We start from the raw sequence: 18,070 nt of genomic DNA, 5'->3' as shown, positions 1-18,070 counted from the left end.
GGGGCAGCGAATACACGCAGTGATGGGTGTGGGGTGTCATTGGTGTGCTCCCAGGGAAAGGCCCAGCAGTCTCGACTGCATCGATTCATCGGCAGCCAGTTCGGCCATGGAGCCGCTGTGCACCACGCGTCCGTCGTCCATCACGGCCACCGTGTCGCCGAGTTGTCTGGCGAAGTTGAAGTTCTGCTCGACCAGCAGGATCGTGGTCTGCGCCGCCTTGAGCTGGCGGAAGGCCTCGATCATGTTCTGGATGATCGCGGGCGCCAGGCCCTTGCTGGGCTCGTCGATCAGCAGCAGCTGGCGCGGTTCGACGATGGCGCGCGACACGGCCAGCATCTGCTTCTGTCCGCCGCTGAGCTTGCCCGCCGGGTGGGTCCAGAACTTCTTCATGGCCGGGAACAGGCCGAAGATCCACTCCAGCCGCGTGGTGTCGATGTCGTCCAGCGTGCGCGCGCCGCGTGCGGCCAGCAGCATGTTCTCGCGCACCGAAAGGTCCGAGAAGATGCCCATGCTCTCGGGCACGTAGGCCACGCCGCTGTGCGCGATGTCGGGCGTGGGCTTCTGCGTGATGTCCTGGCCATCGAGCACCACCGTGCCCTGGCTGGCGTGCCACAGGCCCATGATGGTGCGCAGCGTGGTGGTCTTGCCCGCGCCGTTGCGACCCAGCAGCATGGTCAGTTGCCCGGCGGGCACGGCGAGGTCCACGCCGTGCAGGATGTGGTACGCGCCGATGTGGGTGTGCACGCCGTTGAGAGTCAGGAGATTGCTCATGCTGACACCTCTTCTTCAGGGTTGATGCCGAGGTAGGCCTGCTGCACCACCGGCGAGGCGATCACGGTCGCCGGGTCGCCGTCGGCCACCAGTTCGCCGTTGTGCAGCACGATGATGCGATCAGACAACTCGCGCACCACGTCCATCTTGTGTTCGACCAGCAGGATGGTCTTGGTCTTGTCGGCCTTGAGCTGGCGGATCAGGTTCAGGATGACGGGCACCTCGTCCACGCTCATGCCCGCGGTGGGCTCGTCGAACATGAACACCTGCGGCTCCAGCGCCATCAGGATGCCCACCTCCAGCTTGCGCTGGTCGCCGTGCGGCAGGCTGGACGCGAGCGCGTCGCCCTTGTCCGCCAGCGCCACGGCCTCCAGCACCTCGTCGGCGCGAACGACCAGGTCACGCCGGTCGCTCCAGATGCGCCAGAGGTTCAGCCCCGCGCCCGCCCTCGCCTGCACCGCCAGCCGCACGTTCTCGCGCACCGTGAGGTTGGGGAACAGGTTGGTGAGCTGGAACGCCCGACCCAGACCGGCCTGCGCCCGCGCCGGCGCGCCCAGCGAAGAGACGTCCACCCCGTTCAGGCGAACGCTGCCCGCCGAGGCCCGGATCTGCCCCGAGATGAGGTTGAAGTAGGTCGTCTTGCCCGCACCGTTGGGGCCGACGATGGCGGTCAGCGTGCCCGGCTCGAAAGCGCAGGACACAGCATTCACCGCCACGTGCCCACCGAAGCGGACCGTGAGATCGCGTGTTTCAAGCATGAAGTCTCCGAACGCCACACCACAAAAGCGCAGCGCAAGTGCGCAAGCAGTCGCCGCCAGCGGCGACCTACGAGAAACACCGCGGAACCGGCTTCGCCGGGCCGCAGGTGTTGTCCCCCTTTCAGGGGGAAGCCGCCTCAGCGGCGCAGGGGGTCAAGCGCTTTCAGCGCTTGTTTTTGATAGGCACATTCATGTCCGCCGGCTTGATCTCGCGCACGAGTTCAGGCACACCCCACGGGAACGCCGGGTCCACCTTGATCTTGAAGTGGTACATGCTCTGCATCGCCTGGTGGTCTTCCTTGCGGAAGGTCATGGTGCCCTTGGGCGTCTCGAAGCTCATGCCCTCCATGGTCTTGATCAGCGTGTCGGTCTTGGTGTCGCCATTGGTCTTCTTGAGCGCGGTCACCACCGCCATCGCCGCGCTGAAGCCGCCAGCGGTGAAGAAGTCGGGCGGGCTCTTGAACTGGCTGTAGTGCTGCGCCACCATGGCATCGTTGACCGGGTTCTTCGGGATGCCGAAGTAGTAGTACGTGGCGCCTTCCATGCCAGGAAAGTTCTTGTAGTTGGCCATCGCCGGCAGGATGTTGCCGCCGGTGGCGATCTCGATGTTGTAGCGCTTGAGATCGAGATCGGCGATCTTGAACGGGTTGCCTGCGCCGGCCCAGATGATGAAGATCACCTTGCGGCCCGGCAGGTCCTTGAGCTTGTCGATCAGGCGCTGCGCACCGGCGGTGAAGTCGGTGGTGCTGGTCGGCAGGTATTCCTCGTGCACGATCTTGGCGGTCTTGACCGCGTCCTTGAAGGCCTTCACGCCATCACGCCCGAACGCGTAGTCCTGCGCCAGCGTGGCGATGTTCACGCCGGCCTTGTCCAGCGCCACGGCGTTGGAGATCGCGTCCTGCGAGGAATTGCGGCCGGTGCGGAAGATGTACTTGTTCCACTTGTCGCCGGTGATGGAGTCCGCCACGGCGGGCTCCACCAGCAGGATTTTCTTGTACTCCTCGGCCACCGGCAGCATGGCCAGCGCCACGCCGGAACCGGTCGGGCCCACGGCGATGTCGGCCTTGTCGTCGGCGAACGCGGCCGCCAGCTGGGCCTTGCCCACGTCGGGTTTGAACTGGCTGTCTTTCTCGATCACCACCAGCTTCTTGCCACCCACCATCATCGTGCCACCGGTGGCGTAGTTCAGGCCCATCATCAGGCCCGTGTGGGTCTGCTTGGCGTAGGCTTCGAGCGGGCCGGTCTTGTCGTAGACGTGGGCAATGCGGATCTCGCCCTTGTTCGACTGGGCAAAGCCCAGCGTGGCGGTGCAGGCGAGCGCGATGACCGCCAGGCGGCGGGTGGTGTTGTGCATGTCTTGTCTCCTGGTTGGAAGTGTCACAGCGCGTGGCGCCGCGTCTTTCCCATCGCAGGGTCCGTGCCAGGGAGACAAGTGTTTGATTTCAAACAGATTTTTCAGCGACGACTGGGCGCTTGTCTGAGTTTCAGACAGTCACGGGCGGATACATGTGTCTATTATTCAGACGCTTGTCTGAATTTCAGACATATCCACAGAGCCTGTTGAGGCTCCCAGCTTGTCGTACAGGCTGGCGCGCGAGATGCCGAGTAGGCGTGCCGCCGCAGCCCGGTTGCCGCCGCTGCGCTGCAGCGCCGCCGCGATGGCCCGCTGCTCCAGTTCGGCGATCTGCTCCGGCAGGGGCCGGGCGTCCACCCCGCCCGCGGCCAATGCCTGCGCAGGAGCGGGCACCATGGCAGGCTCGATGCGGTCCAGCCCCGATTCGCGCAGCACCACCTCCACCTGCGGCGCCGCGATCAGCGGCGAGTCGCTGCGCAGGGCCAGTTGCTCCAGCACGTTGCGCAGCTCGCGGATGTTGCCACGCCAGGGCTGGGCCGCGAGCAGCGCGCGGGCACAGGGCTGCAGGTCGATCTGCTCGCCTGCGCCGCGCGCGGCGATGTCCTCGCACAGGGTTTCGATCAGCAAGGGCACGTCGTCGCGCCGCTCGCGCAGCGGCGGCACCCGGATCGGCAGCACGTTGAGGCGGTAATACAGGTCTTCGCGGAAGCTGCCCTCGCGCACCATGTGCTGGAGGTCGCGCGAGGTGGCTGCCACCACACGCACGTCAAAACTGACCAGCTTGTTCGAACCCAGTGGCTCGATCTCGCCTTCCTGCAGCGCGCGCAACAGCTTGACCTGCACCGACATCGGCATGTCGCCCAGCTCGTCGAGAAACAGCGTGCCGCCGTCGGCCAGCTTGAACTTGCCGTCGCGGCCCTTCTTGTCGGCGCCGGTGTAGGCGCCCGGCGCCACGCCGAAGAACTCGGCTTCCAGCAGCGTGTCGGGCACGGCCGCCATGTTCACGCTCACGAACGGCCGCCCCGCGCGCGGCGACGCGGCGTGGATGGCGTGGGCCAGCAGTTCCTTGCCGGTGCCGGTTTCGCCCAGCAGCAGCACCGGGCTGCTGGAAGACGCCGCGCGTCGCGCCTGGCGTTTCACTTCCAGCGCGCCCGGGCTGGTGCCCACGAAACTGGCGAAGGTGTATTTGCTGCGGCGCTGGCTGGCCAGCTCGCGCCGCGCGTCGCTCAGGTCCTGCTCCAGCCGCGCGAACTTGGCGATCAGCGGCTGCAGTGTGGTTTCGGGGTGGTCGAACAGCACGATGCCCAGCACGCCGATGACCTCGCCCGCGTCGTCGCGCAGCGGAATGCGGCTGACCACGAAGGTGCCGGCCTTGTTGGTCAGCAGGTCGATCAGGATCGGCTTGCCGGTGGCCAGCACCTGGTGCATCTGCGTGTTCTGAACCACGCTGGAGACCGGGTGGCCGACGAAATCTTCTTCGCGCTCGAAACCCAGCGCGGGCAGGAAACGGCGGTACTGGTCGTTGATCCAGACCACGCGCGCCTTGCGGTCCACCAGCATCATGCCTTCGCTGGCGGTGGCGAACAGGTCGAACATGGAACGCGCGGCGAGCTCCAGAATGCTCTGCGCGTCGCGGGGAAGTCGGTCGTCTCGGATCATGACGGGATATTAAGCCCACCCCCATCGCTTGTTCGCTTCGCGTAACCGCTCCGCCCCTCAAGGGGCGATGCGAGCGGCCCGGCAAAGCCGGCTCCACCGCATCCTGGGTGAGGCATTTCGCTCCGGAGCGATAGCAGCCGTTCGGTCGCTCAGATCGGCAGCAGGCCAGCTTCGACCAGTTGCGCCCTCGCCTGCCCGGCCGACTCGAAGCGCACGCCCTGCCACCCGTGCGGGCGCGCCGCGTCCAGGTTGCGCTGCACGTCGTCCACAAACCAGACACCCTCCCGACGGAGGCCGAAGCGCTCGACCGCCAGCGCGTAGATACCCGGGTCGGGCTTGATCTGTTGAACATGGGCCGAGAAGATGCCGTCGTCGAAAGCGCTGAAAAACGTCTTGTCTCGCAGCAGTCGCTCGGCATACGGCGCCGGCATGTTGGAGAGGAAGCACAGCCGATGGCCCTGCGCGCGCAGTTCGTGCAGCAGCGCCTCGGTACCTTCCAGTGTGGCCAGGTGCGGCGGAATGGCCTCGATCACCGCCTGCACGTCCAGCTCCGGCAGGCCGGTGCGCGCGGCAATGCGTTGCGCCAGTGCGTCGGGTTCGATCTGACCCAGGTCGAACAGCGCCCAGTCGCCACCAGGATCGAAACCCTGGAACAGCTGCTGCGCCAGCGCCTGCGCTCCGGCGTGGTGGGGGGCGTGTTGCGGCAGCAGGTGCTGCAGCAGGGTCAGCGGCTGCCAGTGCAGCAGCACGCCGCCCAGGTCAAAAATGACCGTCTTCTGTGGGCTCATGCCGCCATTGTCGCGCGCATCCCCCCACCCCTTCAGGATCTGCGGTGCCAGGCCAGCAGGCGCGGCGTGATCAACACCAGCACCACAATGGTCAGCAAGGTGGCCGACATCGGGCGCTGGAAAAACACGGCCACACTGCCCTCGCCGATCGACATCGCGTTGCGGAACTGCGCCTCGGCCAGCGGGCCCAGGATCAGGCCCACGATCACCGGCGCGGTGGGGAAATCGAACCGGCGCAACACCACGCCCACCAAGGCCAGGCCAAACATGACGAACAGGTCGAACGAGCTCTGGCGCATGCCGTAGACACCCACCGTGGCGAAGATCAGGATGCCGGCGTACAGCGGCGCCTTGGGGATCTTCAGCAGCTTCACCCACAGCCCCACCATGGGCAGGTTGAGCACCAGCAGCATCACGTTGCCGATGTAGAGCGAGGCGATCAGCGCCCACACCAGGGCAGAGGACGTCTCGAACAGCTGTGGCCCGGCGTTGATGCCGTAGTTCTGCAGTGCGCTCAGCAGGATGGCCGCCGTCACCGAGGTGGGGATGCCCAGCGTGAGCAGCGGCACCAGCGTGGCCGTCACGGCCGCGTTGTTGGCGGCTTCGGGGCCGGCCACGCCTTCGATGGCACCGGTGGTGCCGAATTCCTTCTTGAACTCGGGGTCGGCCAGCTTGCGCTCCGTCGCGTAGCTCAGAAACGTGGGGATCTCGGAGCCACCCGCGGGGATGGTGCCGAAGGGGAAGCCGATGAAGGTGCCGCGCAGCCAGGCGGGCCAGGAGCGCTTCCACTCGGTGCGCGTCATGTGCGCCTTGTTCATCTTGTTCAGGTTGGCTTCGCTCCTGCCTTCGTACAAGGCGTTGTAGAGCGCCTCGGTGACGGCAAACAGGCCCACGGCCACCAGCACCACTTCGACGCCGTCCAGGAATTCGATGACGCCGCCGGTGTAACGCACCTGGCCGGTGATCTGGTCCATGCCCACCAGACCCAGCGCCAGGCCGAAGAACAGCGCCGTGATGCCGCGCAGCGTGCTCTGCCCCAGCACCGCGCTCACGGTGGTGAAGGCCAGCAGCATCAGGCAGAAATACTCGGGTGGTCCGAGCTTCACGGCGAACTCCGCCAGGATGGGCGCGAACAGCGTCACCAGCACCGTCGCGATGCTGCCGGCCACGAACGAGCCGATGGCCGAGGTGGCGAGCGCGGCGCCGGCGCGTCCGCTCTTGGCCATCTTGAAGCCTTCGAGCGCGGTCACCATGGTGCCGGTCTCTCCGGGCGTGTTGAGCAGGATGGAGGTGGTCGATCCGCCGTACATGGCGCCGTAGTAGATGCCGGCGAAAAAGATCATCGACGCGGTGGCCTCCACCTGACCGGTGATCGGCAGCAGCATGGCCACCGTGACCGCCGGGCCCAGGCCAGGCAGCACGCCGATGGCGGTGCCCAGCGCGCAGCCGGCCAGCGCCCACAGCAGGTTGATGGGGGTGCCGGCGGTCACAAAGCCGCCGAGCAGGTTGTTCCAGGTTTCAAGCATGGTGAATTCCTTTCTGGTCCGTCACAGGGCTCACAGCCAGCCGGTGCCTGTGAGGCCCGGCAGGTTGACGGCGAGGAATTTGGTGAACAGCCAGAAGGTGGGCGCCGAGATCAGCATGCCGATCACCGCGTCTTTCACCGTCTGCATGGCGTTGCCCGCAGGCTTGCCTTCGCTGATGCGCAGGCCGCGCACCGCCAGCGTGAAGCACATCGCACAACTCAGGATGAAACCGATGGTGGTGATGAGCGCCGCGTTGCCCAGGATGCCGGCCGACACCCAGACCATGGCATGCCAGTCGCCACGGGCCGCGCCCGAGGGCTCGGGCATGTTGCGGAAACCGCCAGTGCGCACTTCCCAGATCAGCAGCACACCGCACAAGCCCATGGCGGCCGACACCACCCAGGGCAGGAAGTCCGGGCCGACGCCCGCGTAGCCCGCGTCCGACGGAATGTTGGCCGCGCCGTAGGCCAGTCCGGCGGCCAGCAGCACGGCGGCAATGCCCAGGGCCAGCTGGCCGGGGCGGTGATCGGGGCGCGGCTCGGGCGTCGCTGGGGTGGGGGCTTGCATGGAGCTCTCCTGTCCGGAAAAAGGCGCGGCCACGACACGTACGCCGTGGCCGCTGTGTCAAACGGAAACGGGTGTGGCTCAGACCATGCCGGCGCGCACCATGGTCGCGCGCAGGCTGGAGAAGTCCTTGTCGACGAACTCGTCGAAAGCCTTGCCGGTCAGCAACGCGGGCATCCAGTTGTTCTTCACCAGCGCATCGGTCCAGGCCTTGCTCTTGGTGGCCTGGATCACACGGTTGGTCAGCTCATCGCGCTGGGCCGGGGTGATGCCGGCGGCGCCGAACACGCCGCGCCAGTTGCCAATCTCCACATTGATGCCCTGCTCCTTGAGCGTGGGCACGTCAATGCCCTTGACGCGTTCGCCCGAGGTGATGCCGATGGCTTTCATCTTGCCGGATTCGATGTACTGCTGGAACTCGCTGTAGCCGCTGCCGCCCACGGTGACGTTGCCACCCAGGATGGCCGCCACCGCCTCGCCACCGCCACGGAAGGGCACGTAGTTGATCTTGGCCGCGGGCACGCCGACCGACTGCGCGATCTGCGCGGCCGCAATGTGCTCGGTGGAACCGCGCGAGCCGCCGCCCCACTTGACGCTGCCCGGGTCCTTCTTGAGCTGTTCAACCACGTCTTTCATGGTTTTGAAAGGCGAGTTGGCCGGCAACACGAACACGTTGTATTCGGTCGTCAGGCGGGCAATCGGCGTGAGTTGCGTGACCGACACCGGCGGCTTGCCGGTGATGATGCCGCCCAGCATGACAGCGCCCATGACCATGAGCGCGTTCGGATCGCCCTTGCTGGCGTTGTAGAACTGGGCCAGGCCAATCGCGCCCGCGGCGCCGCCCTTGTTTTCAAAGGTCACCGAACTGGCCACCTTGGCGTCGCGCAGGGCTTCACCCAGGGCACGGCCGGTGCCGTCCCAGCCACCGCCCGGGTTCGCGGGAATCATCATCTTGATGTTGGCCCCCTGGGCCCAGGCCAGGTTCGGCAGGGCGCCAGCTGCGGCCATGGCGGCCAAGGATTTGAGGAAGGTGTCGCGACGCATGTGATGTCTCCATAGGGTGTTGATCGACGGGGTCCATGTTCCTGTCGCACGCTGTCAATCGGCTGTCCAACCACCTAGGAGAAACCCTAGTCCAACTGGGCACCCCTGTGAGTTGCCTGTGCTGCCGATAATCGAAGCCGAATGAAACTGCTGCTGATCGAAGACAACCCCACCATGCAGACCACGCTGCGGCGCACGTTCGAGCGGCGCGGCATGCAGGTGCTCACCTGCGGCGACGGCGAGCGCGCGCTGGCGCTCTGGCAAGCCAGCCTGCCCGACGCCGTGCTGCTCGATCTGAGCCTGCCCGGGCGCGACGGCCTGCAGGTGCTGGGCGACGCGCGCACCGCCGGCCTGACCACGCCGGTCATCATCCTCACCGCGCGCGGCACCGTGGGCGACCGCATCATCGGCCTGAACACCGGCGCCGACGACTACCTGCCCAAGCCCTTTGACCTGGACGAACTCGAAGCCCGCCTGCGCGCCCTGGTCCGTCGCTCAGGCAGCGCCAGCGAAGCCGTCAACGGCCCGAGCGGCCGCTCCGCCGTCTGGTGCGGCATGCAGCTCGACAAGGACAACGGCGCGGTCTACTTCGAGGGCCAGCCCCTCGAACTCGCGCCGCGTGAACTGGCCCTGCTGCGCGCCGTGCTGCAGAAGCCGGGGCACGCGATCGCCAAGGAGCGCCTGACCGAGCTGGTGTTTCCCGGGGAAAGCCAGGTGCAGCCCGAAGCGATCGAGGTCGTGGCCTACCGCCTGCGCAAGAAGATCGCCCACACCGGCGCGCAGCTGGTCACGCTGCGTGGCCTGGGTTACCTGTTGAAAGCCACGACGTGAAGCCCCGCTCGCTCTCGCTGCGGCGCACCCTGCTGCTCGGCATCCTGCTGCCCGTGTTCGGCTTCGTGCTCATCAACACCGTGGTGCTCTACCGCCAGGCACTGGCCGCGGCCGATACGGCCTACGACCGCACCCTGCTGGCCACCGCCAAGTCGCTGGGCGAACAGCTGGAGGTGGTGAAGGGCGGCTCGGGTGCGCGGGTGACTTCATCGCTCGCCTATTCCGCGCTGGAGGCTTTCGAAGCCGACAACCGCAGCCGCATTTTCTACCGGGTCAGCGGGTTTGCCGGCGAGATGGTCTCCGGCTTCGAAGACCTGCCGCCCGCCCGCCAGCGCATGCCCGACCAGAAGATCTACGCCGCCCTGGTGCACTTCTACGACGACCAGTACCGTGGCGTGCCGGTGCGCATGGCGGTGCTGCTGCAGCCGGTGGCTGGGGTCGCCGGACAAGGCATGACCACGATCCAGGTGGCCGAAACGCTGGAGCTGCGCCAGACGCTCGCGCGCCAGATCCTCATCGACACGCTGTGGCGCCAGGCGGCGCTGGTGATCGTGATCGCGGGGGTGGTGGTGTTCGTGGTGCAGCGTGCCACGCGTCCGGTGCGCGCACTCAGCCACGCGCTCTCGGCGCGCAGCGAGAACGACCTGTCGCCCCTGCCCACCGACAGCGCCCCACGCGAGCTGCTGCCGCTGGTGGAAGCCACCAACCAGCACATGCAGCGCCTGTCGCAGTTGCTGGAACACCAGAAGCGCTTCGTGCGCGACACCTCGCACCAGCTGCGCACGCCGCTGGCCGTGCTCAAGACCCAGGTGCAGTCGGCGCGCCGGGGCGACGTGGAACCGCAGCTGGCGCTGGAAGAAATCGGCCACACCGTCGAACGCGCCACCGAACTGGCCAACCAGATGCTGGCGCTGGCCAAGGTCGAGCAGTTGCGCCAGGAGACCGATGCGCCGGCAGTGGACTGGGCCGACGTGGTCCGGGCCGTGGGACTCGATCTCTCGCCCCTGATCGCCGAGCGCGCGCTCGACTTCTCGCTCGACGTCGTCAGCGCGCGGGTGCGCGCACACGAATGGGCACTGCGGGAGCTCAGCCGCAACCTGCTGCACAACGCCATCAAGAACACGCCCGAAGGCTCGCGCCTCGCGGTGACGCTGGTGCGCGACGCCCACGCCGCGGCGCTCACCATCAGCGACAGCGGCCCCGGCATTTCGGCAGCGTTGCGCGAGCGCCTGTTCCAGCCCTTCGCCACCGACCCTCAGCGCGCCGGTGCACCGGGCAGCGGCTCGGGTCTGGGCCTGGCGATCTGCCACGGCGTCACGCTGTCGCTCGGCGGCAGCATCGACCTGATCAACCGCGAAACCCACGGACAGGTCCTGGGGCTTGACGCGACCGTCCGCCTGCCGCTGGCCTCCACCTGAACCTAACAAACCTTTCGATGAAGAACGTCCCGTCCACCAGTGCAGGCAGCGGCAAGATCCGGCTCGACAAATGGCTCTGGGCCGCGCGCTTCTACAAGACCCGCAGCCTGAGCTGCGAAGAAATCGACAAGGGCCGCGTGCGGCTCAATGGCCAGCCGGTCAAGCCCTCGCACGACGTGAAGCCGGGCGACACGCTGGAGATCCGGTCGGGCCCCATCGTCCGCACCGTGCTCGTGCGTGCGCTCAGCGGCGTGCGCGGCCCGGCCCCGGTCGCGGCCCAGCTTTACGAAGAAACCGCCGAGTCGACGGCCCAACGCCTGGCCGCCGCCGAACAGCGCCGGCTGGCGCCCGAGCCCGCCCACAGCCTGACCCAGGGTCGCCCGACCAAACGCGACCGGCGCCACATCGAAGGCCTGCGCGACGAGGGCAAGGCCCCGGGCTGGAATGAACGCTGGAGCGCTTCGCTGGACGACGACTGATCGTCGAGCGATCCGTCAGTTTTTTCGAGTGCCCAGCCACACCACGGTGGCCACCACCAGCAGGCCGCCCGCCACCTGCACGGGCGCGATGCTCTGTCCCAGGATGGCCCAGGCCAGCATCAGCGCAAAGATGGGTTCGATGTTCATGATGGCCGAGTTGCCCACCACGCCCAGGCGCGGCAACACGGTGAACATGATGGTGAAGGCCGTGCCATACAGGACCGTGAGCCCGAGCAGGCCCCACCAGCCCGCCACGGCCACGGGAAAATGGAACCCGCCCTGTGTCGCCACCCCGGCCAGGGCCAACACTGCCACGATGCCCATGGTGCTCGCGGTGCGCAGGCGGCCATCCAGGTCGGCCGTCTCGTGCTGGGTCAGCACCAGCGCCAGACCGAAGGTGGCAGCCGCCGTGAGCGCGAAGGCCACACCCACGCCAATCTGCGCCCAGTGACCCGAAGCACCCAGGCCCGAAGCGGCGCCGGACACATCGAGCGCCAGCGCCAGACCCAGCAGCATCACCGGCATGGCGCGCACCATGCGCGCCTCGGGCCGGTGGCCGTAGACCACACGTGCCCACAGCGCAGTCCAGAGCGGGTAGGTGTTGAACGCCAGCAGCGCCAGCGCCACCGGCAGGCGGGCCACCGACGAATACAGGCACAGACTCTGGACACCGACCAGCAGGCCGATCACGGGCAGCGCCCTGCGGTGCCGCTGACCGAGCCGCACCGGCACACGGAACCAGCGCAGCAGAAATGAAACCACCAGCGCCGTGACCCCGCTGCGGAAAACCACCGCGGTGGCGACATCGACACCGTTGTCGAAAGCCATGCGTGCCGCCACGTGGTTCGCCCCCATCATGAAGGCGATCAGCAGCAGCGTGGCAAAGGCGGCGCGCGACAGCGCCGGGCGTGAAGTCGAAGACATGCGCAAAAGGTCCTTGTGCGGGCTGTCCCAAGAAAAAACCCGTTCCAGCTTGCGCTGGAACGGGTTTCTCTGATTGGCGGAGCGAGAGGGATTCGAACCCTCGATGAGGCTCTACACCCCATACTCCCTTAGCAGGGGAGCACCTTCGGCCACTCGGTCATCGCTCCGGAGCCTCATATTATGCCTCAAGTTGTCCCCTCTCCCGAGGGAACCGGTGCTGTGGCTGCCGACTTCAGCCGGCGATGCTGTCTTCGGTGCGGTCCAGATCGAACTCGCGGTGCAGTGCGCGCACGGCCAGCTCCATGTACTTCTCGTCGATCACGACCGAGGTCTTGATTTCCGAGGTCGAGATCATCTGGATGTTGATGCCTTCGTCGCTCAGGCACTTGAACATGCGGCTGGCCACACCGACGTGGCTGCGCATGCCGATGCCGACGATGCTGACCTTGCAGATGCGCGCATCGCCCACCACGTCGGCCGCGCCGAGTTCGGGCACGACCTTGCCCTTGAGCAGGTCCATGGCCTTCTGGAAATCGTTGCGATGCACCGTGAAGCTGAAGTCGGTCTTGCCGTCCTTGCTCAGGTTCTGGATGATCACGTCGACCTCGATGTTGGCCTCGGCCACGGCACCCAGGATCTGGTACGCGATGCCCGGCTTGTCGGGCACGCCGAGCACGGAGATCTTGGCTTCGTCGCGGTTGAAGGCAATGCCGGAAACGACGGCTTGTTCCATTTGTTCGTCTTCCTCAAAAGTGATCAGGGTGCCGGAGGCGGCTTCTTCATTCAGGTCGATGTCCCAGGGCGTGAAGCTCGAAAGCACGCGCAGGGGCACCTTGTATTTGCCGGCAAATTCCACCGAACGGATCTGCAGCACCTTGCTGCCCATGCTGGCCATTTCCAGCATCTCTTCAAAGCTCACCCGCAGCAGGCGGCGCGCTTCGGGCACGACGCGCGGGTCGGTCGTGTACACGCCATCCACGTCGGTGTAGATCAGGCATTCGGCCGCCTTGAGCGCAGCGGCCACGGCCACGGCCGAGGTGTCGCTGCCACCACGGCCCAGCGTGGTGATATTGCCATCGGGGTCCACGCCCTGGAAGCCGGTGACGATGACCACCTTGCCGGCGTCCAGGTCGGCGCGCACGCGGGCGTCGTCGATCGATTCGATCCGCGCCTTGGTGAAGGCGCTGTTGGTCTTGATCGGCACTTGCCAGCCGGCGTAGCTCACCGCATCCATGCCTTCGGCCTGCAGGGCAATCGCCAGCAAAGCCGAGGAAGCCTGTTCGCCGGTGGCGGCCAGCATGTCGAGTTCGCGGCCGTATGCGCTGTCGGTCTTGCCCGGGGCCAGCTCTTTGGCGAGGCCCAGCAGGCGGTTGGTTTCGCCGCTCATGGCGCTGGGCACCACCACCATCTGGTGGCCGGCCTTGTGCCATTTGGCGACGCGGCGCGCCACGTTGCGGATGCGCTCGGTCGACCCCATGGAGGTGCCGCCGTACTTGTGAACAATCAAAGCCATCGGGTTGGATTGGGTTGGAAAGATCGTTGAAACAGGGGCCGCGGTGCCGGGGCGCTGCGGTGATCCTGCGGGGCGCGAAACGCGCCGGACAAAGCCTTGGAATTATATCGGCGAGGTGCCGGTCAGGCGGGCAAAGGCCAGACACCCACCTTCGCGCGTCACGAAACCGCCCGCCACCTTGATGCGGATGTGGTGGCCCCGCGTTCGGCAATCGGCGATCTGGTCCAGCAGCTCGTCCAGCTGGGCCGTGCTGGCAGCCACGCCCGCACTGCAGCGCAGCCAGTGGCGCAGCGCATTGGCCTGGCGCTCGCGACTCAGCAACTGCAGACCCTGAATGGCCGGCGGCATGCCGGTCTGCGCCAGATCGATCCGGGCCAGATCGTCGAGCAACACCTGTGCCTGTGCCGCGTGACCCGCACTGCGCGCGAGCAGCGGGCGAAAACCGGGAAAACAGGTCTCCCAGGCCGGCATCAGGATCGCCCGGATGCGGTTGCGGGTGTAGCGCAGGTCGGTGTTGGTCGGATCGTCCACAAAGGCATGCCCTGCCGTCTCCAGCCATTCGCGCAGGGCCCGGGACGGCAAGCCCAGCAAGGGACGGCCAAACACCACGCCGTGCCGCTGAAACCGGTCCGGCATGGCCGCCAGACCGGGCAGTCCCGCACCCCGACTGAGCGCGAGCAGCAGGGTCTCGGCCTGGTCGTCGGCGTGCTGCCCGAGCAGCACCACGGAAGCGCCCGCCCGCTGCGCCATGTCGGCAAGCGTCGTGTAGCGCACGTCCCGCGCAGCGTCTTCGGGGCTCTGACCCGGAGCGTGCGCCGCCTGCACGCGGCGCACCTGCAGCCCGATGCCATGGCGCTCGCAAAAACTGACGGCGAGTGCTTCAAAGCCGTTGGCCGCCGCCTGCAGCCCGTGGTGCACATGCAGGGCCTGCACCCTGCCCGTCCAGCGATGTTGTGCGGCCAGCAGCAGGGCTGTGGAGTCCGCGCCAGCACTGTAGGCCACCGCCACCGTTGTTGGTGATGCGCTGGCATCCGCGCTCGCGGGCAGCCAGCGCGCACACCACGCAGCCAACGCCTGCTCGCAGGGGTTGGCGGGTGCGGATGGCACGCTCACCTCAGCGCTTGTCCGACTTGCTTTCGGCCTTGGTGTCGGTGTAGCGCCCGTAGCTGTTGAGGCGCGCGTAGCGGCGGTCCACCAGTTCCTTGACCTTGAGGTCGGCCACCTGGCGCCAGGCGTCGGTCAGCGCGCGTTTGAGAAACGCGGCCATCTGCTTGTGGTCGCGGTGTGCGCCACCCACCGGCTCGTTGACGATCTTGTCCACCAGGCCGAGCGCCTTGAGGCGATGCGCCGTGATGCCCAGCGCATCGGCCGCATCGCTGGCGCGGTCGCTGGTCTTCCAGAGAATGGAGGCACAGCCCTCGGGGCTGATCACCGAGTACACCGAGTACTGCAGCATCAGCACCTGGTCGGCCACAGAGATGGCCAGCGCGCCGCCGGAGCCCCCTTCACCAATGATGGTGGAGATGATCGGTACTTCGAGTTGCGCCATCTCGAAGATGTTGCGGCCAATGGCTTCGGACTGGCCACGTTCCTCCGCGTCGATGCCGGGGTAGGCACCGGGCGTGTCCACGAAGGTGAACACCGGCAGCTTGAACTTCTCGGCCAGCTTCATCAGGCGCAGCGCCTTGCGGTAACCCTCGGGCTTGGTCATGCCGAAGTTGCGCAGACCCCGCTCCTTGGTGTCGCGCCCCTTCTGGTGACCCAGCACCATGCAGGGCTGGCCGTTGAAGCGGGCCAGGCCACCGACGATGCTCAGGTCGTCCGAGAAATGGCGGTCACCGTGCAACTCCTGGAAGTGCGTGAAGATGTCGCGCACATAGTCCAGCGTGTAGGGGCGATCCTGATGCCGCGCGATCTTGGTGATCTGCCAGGGCGTGAGATGGCTGTAGATGTCTTTGGTGAGCTGCAGGCTCTTGCCCGACAGCTGCTCAATCTCGGCGGAGATGTCGACCGCCGATTCGGTCTGGACATAACGCAGTTCTTCGATTTTGGATTCGAGATCGGCAATCGGCTGTTCGAAATCGAGAAAATTCTTTTTGGCCAAGGTGTGACTCCTGTGGTCTTGTGGCGACCCTTCCGCGATCCGCATGCAGGCGGTTCGCGGTTCCGTGTCCTGAAGCATCAGGACGGTGTTTCAACGACGTCTTTTGGTATCAATAGGCCACAGGGGCCGGGTCCAGCGAGCGCCAAATATACCAAGTCGCCACACTGCAGAACGGCGCCCAGGTGGCGGCCACTTCGCGTATCTCGCTGCGACTCACCGGCTCTCCAGAAAAATAGCAACGGCTGATGCCATTCTGCAGGCCCACATCGTCCAGTGGCAGCACGTTGGGCCGCATCAGGTGGAAGATCAGGAACATCTCGGCGGTCCAGCGGCCGATGCCACGGATCGCCACCAGCTCGGCGATGATGGCCTCATCGTCCATGTCGGCCCAGGCATTCACATGCACCTGGTCGTTGGCAAAGTGCAGGGCCAGGTCCACCAGGTACTCGACCTTGCGCGCCGACAGGCCGGCCGCACGCATGTCGTCCACCTTGAGCTTGAGCACCTGGGCGGGCAACATCTTCTTGGGCAACACGGCAAAACGGTCCCAGACCGATTGCGCCGCTTTCACCGAAATCTGCTGGCCGACAATGCTGCGCGCCAGCGTGACGAAAGCATCCCCCCGCGATTGCAGGCTCACGCCGGCATGTTGCGGAATGAGTTTTTTCATCACGCGATCGCGCTTCATGAGGTGGCGGCAGGCCTCTTGCCAATACAACGGTGCGTCAGGCCCCACATCGGGCAACACGGACGAAGCCATCAGCTGCGCTCCCAGGTGGTGCCCGTTGCACTGTCCTTCAGCACCACACCCTGCGCCAGCAGGTCCTGGCGTATGCGGTCGGCCTCGGCAAAGTTCTTGGCCTGCTTGGCAGCGGCGCGGTCCGCGATCAGCACCTGGATCGCCGCTTCGTCCAGCCCACCTGCAGCAGCGCCACCGCCCTGCAAATAAGCCGCCGGATCGACCTGCAGCAGCCCCAGCGTGCCGCCCAGGGCACGCAGCAGCCCGGCCAGCGCCGCGTCTTTGCTGCGGTTGACTTCGCTCGCCAGATCAAACAACACGGCCACCGCTTCGGGCGTGCCAAAGTCCTCGTCCATCGCGGCGCGGAAGCGCCGGGCAAACGGATGCGACCAATCGATGGTGACCACCGGGTCGACAGACACCAGCGACAGAGCGGTGTACAGCCGTTTCAGCGCGGCACGGGCATCGTCCAGATGCGCGTCGCTGTAGTTGAGCGGGCTGCGGTAGTGGGTGCGGACGATGAAGAAACGCACCGTCTCGGCGTCGTATTTCTCCAGCACTTCGCGGATGGTGAAAAAGTTGCCCAGGCTCTTGGACATCTTTTCGTTGTCCACCCGCACAAAACCGTTGTGCATCCAGAAACGCGCCAGCGGTTTCCCGCTCGCCCCCTCGGACTGGGCAATCTCGTTTTCGTGGTGCGGGAACTGCAGGTCGGCCCCGCCGCCATGGATATCAAAGGACTCACCCAACAGCGCGCAGCTCATCGCCGAACACTCGATGTGCCAGCCCGGGCGCCCCTGACCATAGGGGCCATCCCATCTGGCCTCGTCCGGCTCATCGGGCTTGGCGGCCTTCCAGAGCACAAAATCCAGTGGATCGTTCTTGTCGCTGGCCACCGCCACCCGCTCACCGGCGCGCAGGTCGTCCAGTGACTTGCCCGACAACTTGCCGTACCCGGGAAACCGGCGCACCGCGAAGTTCACGTCACCATCCTGTGCGCAGTAAGCCAGGCCTTTCGCTTCGAGCTGACCGATCAGCGTCAGCATCTGGGGCACATAGGCTGTGGCACGCGGCTCGAAACTGGGCGCCTCGATACCCAGTGCAGCGATGTCCTGGTGCATGGCAACGGTCATCTCGTCTGTCAGGTCCTTGAGCGTGACGCCCCGTTCCACAGCTCGTTTGATGATCTTGTCGTCGATGTCCGTGATGTTGCGGACGTAGGTCACACGGTAGCCACTGACCTTGAGCCAGCGCTGCACCACATCGAAGGCCATCATCATCCGGGCGTGCCCGATGTGGCACAGGTCGTAGATGGTCATGCCGCAGACATACATGCGCACATGGCCGGGCTCCAGTGGTTCGAACGGCTCCAGACGGCGGGACAGGGTATTGAAAATGCTCAGGGTCATGGAAACAAAAATCAGGCAGCGCGCGCAAGCAAAGGGGAGCAAAGGCCGAACACAGCACCTTCCGTCTGCACCTGCCAACAGGCGCAGAGCGGCACACAAGATCGGGAGCGGTCGGTGCGAGCGGGCCGAATGTCGCACCCGACCGGCGTCAGGAAGCCATTGGACTTACACCCTCAGATACAATCTACC

Annotated in this window: 17 protein-coding genes and 1 tRNA gene; 3 read left to right on the top strand and 15 right to left on the bottom strand. The window is 66.2% G+C overall.

The window, feature by feature from the left end; translation table 11 throughout:
• Window positions 1-36 precede the first annotated feature (36 nt).
• From ACN5W5_RS03050 to ACN5W5_RS03015, 8 genes are all read right to left on the bottom strand, one after another.
• On the bottom strand, window positions 37-771 hold the full coding sequence (locus tag ACN5W5_RS03050; protein WP_420047113.1) for an ABC transporter ATP-binding protein: 735 nt from the start codon (window positions 769-771) through the stop codon (window positions 37-39).
• The gene (locus ACN5W5_RS03045; RefSeq protein WP_420047112.1) at window positions 768-1,529 is read right to left on the bottom strand and encodes an ABC transporter ATP-binding protein; all 762 of its coding nucleotides are present in this window, start codon (window positions 1,527-1,529) and stop codon (window positions 768-770) included. The genes ACN5W5_RS03050 and ACN5W5_RS03045 overlap by 4 nt, the downstream gene beginning before the upstream one ends.
• A gap of 163 nt (window positions 1,530-1,692) precedes the next feature.
• Window positions 1,693-2,883 (bottom strand): substrate-binding domain-containing protein, encoded by a 1,191-nt coding sequence (locus ACN5W5_RS03040; RefSeq protein ID WP_177135200.1) that lies wholly within the window; start codon window positions 2,881-2,883, stop codon window positions 1,693-1,695.
• A gap of 165 nt (window positions 2,884-3,048) precedes the next feature.
• A complete protein-coding gene (locus ACN5W5_RS03035; protein WP_420047111.1) occupies window positions 3,049-4,542 on the bottom strand; it encodes a sigma-54 interaction domain-containing protein in 1,494 nt (497 codons plus the stop codon).
• A 149-nt stretch (window positions 4,543-4,691) separates the two neighbouring features.
• Entirely contained in the window at window positions 4,692-5,330 is a 639-nt protein-coding gene (locus ACN5W5_RS03030) for an HAD family hydrolase (protein ID WP_420047110.1), read from the bottom strand.
• A gap of 32 nt (window positions 5,331-5,362) precedes the next feature.
• A complete protein-coding gene (locus ACN5W5_RS03025) occupies window positions 5,363-6,856 on the bottom strand; it encodes a tripartite tricarboxylate transporter permease (protein WP_420047109.1) in 1,494 nt (497 codons plus the stop codon).
• A gap of 30 nt (window positions 6,857-6,886) precedes the next feature.
• Entirely contained in the window at window positions 6,887-7,423 is a 537-nt protein-coding gene (locus tag ACN5W5_RS03020) for a tripartite tricarboxylate transporter TctB family protein (protein ID WP_420047108.1), read from the bottom strand.
• Between the two features lie 78 nt (window positions 7,424-7,501).
• Entirely contained in the window at window positions 7,502-8,464 is a 963-nt protein-coding gene (locus tag ACN5W5_RS03015) for a Bug family tripartite tricarboxylate transporter substrate binding protein (protein ID WP_420047107.1), read from the bottom strand.
• Window positions 8,465-8,605: 141 nt separating this feature from the next.
• On the opposite strand from ACN5W5_RS03015, the gene ACN5W5_RS03010 reads away from it, so the two are divergent.
• Genes ACN5W5_RS03010 through ACN5W5_RS03000 form a run of 3 tightly spaced genes read left to right on the top strand, consistent with a single transcriptional unit; the run spans window position 8,606 to window position 11,192 of the window.
• On the top strand, window positions 8,606-9,295 hold the full coding sequence (locus tag ACN5W5_RS03010) for a response regulator transcription factor (RefSeq protein WP_420047106.1): 690 nt from the start codon (window positions 8,606-8,608) through the stop codon (window positions 9,293-9,295).
• Window positions 9,292-10,713: a sensor histidine kinase gene (locus ACN5W5_RS03005; RefSeq protein ID WP_420047105.1), complete on the top strand. Its 1,422-nt coding sequence runs from the start codon at window positions 9,292-9,294 to the stop codon at window positions 10,711-10,713. The genes ACN5W5_RS03010 and ACN5W5_RS03005 overlap by 4 nt, the downstream gene beginning before the upstream one ends.
• Window positions 10,714-10,730: 17 nt before the next feature.
• On the top strand, window positions 10,731-11,192 hold the full coding sequence (locus ACN5W5_RS03000; protein ID WP_420047104.1) for an RNA-binding S4 domain-containing protein: 462 nt from the start codon (window positions 10,731-10,733) through the stop codon (window positions 11,190-11,192).
• A 15-nt stretch (window positions 11,193-11,207) separates the two neighbouring features.
• On the opposite strand, the gene ACN5W5_RS02995 is transcribed toward ACN5W5_RS03000, so the two are convergent.
• The 7 genes from ACN5W5_RS02995 to cysS form a co-directional block, all read right to left on the bottom strand.
• Entirely contained in the window at window positions 11,208-12,116 is a 909-nt protein-coding gene (locus ACN5W5_RS02995) for a DMT family transporter (protein ID WP_420047103.1), read from the bottom strand.
• A gap of 74 nt (window positions 12,117-12,190) precedes the next feature.
• Window positions 12,191-12,283 (bottom strand) — tRNA-Ser (locus ACN5W5_RS02990).
• Window positions 12,284-12,348: 65 nt separating this feature from the next.
• The gene (locus ACN5W5_RS02985) at window positions 12,349-13,629 is read right to left on the bottom strand and encodes an aspartate kinase (RefSeq protein ID WP_420047102.1); all 1,281 of its coding nucleotides are present in this window, start codon (window positions 13,627-13,629) and stop codon (window positions 12,349-12,351) included.
• A gap of 102 nt (window positions 13,630-13,731) precedes the next feature.
• On the bottom strand, window positions 13,732-14,742 hold the full coding sequence (gene tilS, locus ACN5W5_RS02980; RefSeq protein ID WP_420047101.1) for a tRNA lysidine(34) synthetase TilS: 1,011 nt from the start codon (window positions 14,740-14,742) through the stop codon (window positions 13,732-13,734).
• Window position 14,743: 1 nt separating this feature from the next.
• The gene (locus ACN5W5_RS02975) at window positions 14,744-15,733 is read right to left on the bottom strand and encodes an acetyl-CoA carboxylase carboxyltransferase subunit alpha (RefSeq protein ID WP_420047100.1); all 990 of its coding nucleotides are present in this window, start codon (window positions 15,731-15,733) and stop codon (window positions 14,744-14,746) included.
• 109 nt (window positions 15,734-15,842) lie between these two features.
• Entirely contained in the window at window positions 15,843-16,493 is a 651-nt protein-coding gene (locus tag ACN5W5_RS02970) for a DNA-3-methyladenine glycosylase family protein (RefSeq protein WP_177135288.1), read from the bottom strand.
• Window positions 16,493-17,881: a cysteine--tRNA ligase gene (gene cysS / locus ACN5W5_RS02965; RefSeq protein WP_420047099.1), complete on the bottom strand. Its 1,389-nt coding sequence runs from the start codon at window positions 17,879-17,881 to the stop codon at window positions 16,493-16,495. The genes ACN5W5_RS02970 and cysS overlap by 1 nt, the downstream gene beginning before the upstream one ends.
• Window positions 17,882-18,070: the final 189 nt, after the last annotated feature.

Origin of the sequence: Hydrogenophaga sp. ZJX-1, assembly GCF_048590325.1 — a bacterium.
GTDB lineage: Bacteria > Pseudomonadota > Gammaproteobacteria > Burkholderiales > Burkholderiaceae_C > Hydrogenophaga.
Note: the sequence above shows the minus strand (reverse complement) of the source record. Positions and strands in the feature narration are given on the sequence as shown.